A 2,884-nucleotide genomic window follows, 5' to 3' on the forward strand; every position below is an offset into this window, starting at 1 on the left:
CGGACAATCTTATTTGCAGTTACTGGGCCGAGCTGGAAAACCGATATTGCTCGCAAATTTGAATCCCTTGGGAACATCTTTATGGATGCTTCCTGAAGGTACTGCGCTTAGTCAAAGCCGCGCGCAGGAGTTTATAGATCTCCGCGTGCGATTGCTTATGGCGGAGCAGCGCTAATGCGTAATATTGAACGATATTTTCTTATTTTAGTGCTTCTGCTGCTAACTATTTTTGTGGCCCGTAGCTGTGCGCCAGCGTTAAAGCGTTTAACAGGCTTCCAGACCGGTCTCCAAGTAGAGCTGGATTCGAGCACCGTGTATTTGCTTAATCAGCAGAGCTGGACAGAATATGATCTGGCTTATGGCGCTAATGAAGTGCGGTTAATTACCCATGCGATGTTAGCGCCGGAACGCCTTGATCCGGAGTTGACCTACCGCTATAACATCCGATACCAGCTACTAAATGATGATGGAAAGATCGTCGCTGATAAGGTTTATCACCTCGTGAGCAAAGTCGCACCTTTTATCCAGAATGAGCATGGTCAGTTAGAATACAGCCGCTTTTACGCGCGCAGTCAATTGCGGCCGTCATTAGATCAGCTTTTTTATCTGCGGCTAGCCGATTATGGCGAGGTTAAAACCGTGAGATTGCAAGTGGCGCCGTCAGCAGATCAGGTCGACCGGGTTGGCGTGCGACTTGCCGTGCTTGAGCATATTGATCCCGTAGATGCGGTGCAGTCATGGCGCAGAATGTTGCGAGAGCAGCGGGACTTTTTGCTGCGAAATCATATATTCCTTCCGCATAGTGTATCGACCCAGGAAATTAGCCATTTACTGCAACGTCAATGGCTGCCGATTGGTCCTGCGGGACTTGCCGATGAAGACTATGACGTTGATACCCTGTACATGGCCAAACTCGACGAGCTGGATATAGATGGCAGTGACGATGTTCTGGCGAGCCCCGGCGCCTATAGTGATCCAAGCCACTGGGCGAGCTTAGTCATAGAGCCCGAAAATAAGGGGCAGTGGCAGTTACAGTTTTACCCTGAAGCTTTGGAAGGGAATACCGTGCGCTTGCGTTGGCAGTCTGCCGTGAGTCTTGAAGTGACCGAGTGGGAAGTTCAGGGAAATGAATGGACCGGCAGATTAGAGCCCGGCTTATTAGAAATCATACCCTCGCAGCCCATGACCTTTGAAGCGGAATCTTTGGCGACGCGCTACAAGCCCGAGCGCAATTATGCGAGCAGTTATCTTGTTGCACCGGGTGAGGAACTGCGCTTTCAGTTGAGCCCCCAGGGCGGCGGCCGTGCTCAAGTTTTACGTTTGGATTATCGTGTTATAGCTCCGGCAGACGAACTATCGGATGCAATGCCGGCCGATTTAGAGCTAGCCATATTTAGCGCAGATGATCGGCAACTTATGCGTCGCACCGAGCGATTGACCTTCGTGCATGATTCCTATTGGCAATTGGCATCAGGCCCTGCTGAGTCGAAAATTGGGGAGTCGTTTTCGCACTTTGTCCAGCTGCCTGCAAATGCAGCTTATGCCAAAGTGATCGCCTCGCAGCCGGTTCTTGTCAGTATGTTTTCGCGGCCAGAGGACTTGCAGTTACAGCGTAATATGCCGCTGGATCGTCGCTATTGGTTTGAGCGCGAGCAACGTATGCCGCAGTGGTTTACCCTCTACCCAAATAATGAAGCCGAGTTATTGGCGGCGGGTCGATTGCAGACTCTGGTTTGGCACTACCCAATTTTGGCGGAAGACGAATTTATTGCGGAGGATAATTACGAGCGATACGACTTTGTGGCCAAGCCCAGCATTGGAAAAAAAGGCGATACTGAGCCACTGTATCCGCTTCCGCTGCTTTTTTTAGATCCGAAAACGAAGTTGCCACGAAGAGAAGCCATCATGAGCCGGTATTGTCGGGTTTCGCCGCAAAGCGGAGAGTTTAGTTTGGCCGGAGGCTATCTTGAGAACGTATTGTCGCCGCAGCTTGCCTACACTGGGCGTATGGCGAAACTGCCGGTGCGGATTGATACTGATGGCAAGACAATGGGAACTCGGTATCTCGGCCGCAGCGGCTTGCTCAGTCTGGAAGAAATGTCCTTAGGACGGCATCGCCTGGCTTTAATTGACTCCAATACTGGCACGGCCGCCAGCGGCAAATGGTGGATCAATGGTCAGGGGCAGAATCTAGGCTGTGATTACGCTTTTCGGGAGGTTTACCCCTTAATGCGTGATTTGGAATTCGAAATTGATGCTCGTCATTTTAATGATAATCTCGCTATCCAGTTTTTTGCCCCTGAGCGGCGTGACGTCAGTTTGCGATTTCAGCTTATTGCCCACAAGGCCACTGGGGTGGCCACCGCCTATACCGTTAGCGACGTAATTTACAATATAAAAGGCAGCGCGCTAAGCGAAGCATATTTACTCGACGGCAGCGGCCGGCGCGTTTTTGGCCCTGAGCGCCTAAACTTTAATTTGGGTGATGATTTGGCGGGCGATACGATAAGTTTAAAAGTGACCTCGTCGGCACCTGGCGCTTATGTCGCAGTGGCCCGCCTTATGCCGAGTGAGCGTGAACGCAGTAAAGTTATCAGTCGACTGTATCAACAGGACCAGGAGTGAGCATGCATTTTGTAAAGCCGGGCGTGCTATTGGGCATGATGTTTAGCGTGAGCTTAATGGCGGCCGAGGGGTGTAGTGATATGGGGAAAAATACGGCCTACATTCAAGCTGATGCCGAGACGCTTTGGGGCGCAGAGCAATTGTTTAACACGCTTTTGCGGCGACCCTTGGTCGACGATTGGCAAGACAGCTTGGTCGCATCGGGGTTGCGACATTGTGAGGATACACCGTCTTTAGAAATTCGTTTAGATGGTGCTCA

General features: G+C 51.1%; 2 protein-coding genes. Both read left to right on the forward strand.

The features are described from left to right. The first annotated feature begins 174 nt into the window (after positions 1–174). Positions 175–2,625 (forward strand): hypothetical protein, encoded by a 2,451-nt coding sequence (locus tag ABYT30_RS17940; protein ID WP_373097860.1) that lies wholly within the window; start codon positions 175–177, stop codon positions 2,623–2,625. Positions 2,626–2,627: 2 nt separating this feature from the next. Next, positions 2,628–2,884 (forward strand): hypothetical protein (locus ABYT30_RS17945; RefSeq protein ID WP_373097862.1); only part of this gene is annotated, 257 nt, incomplete at its 3' end.

The organism is Zhongshania sp. (genome assembly GCF_041623545.1).
Lineage (GTDB): Bacteria > Pseudomonadota > Gammaproteobacteria > Pseudomonadales > Spongiibacteraceae > Spongiibacter.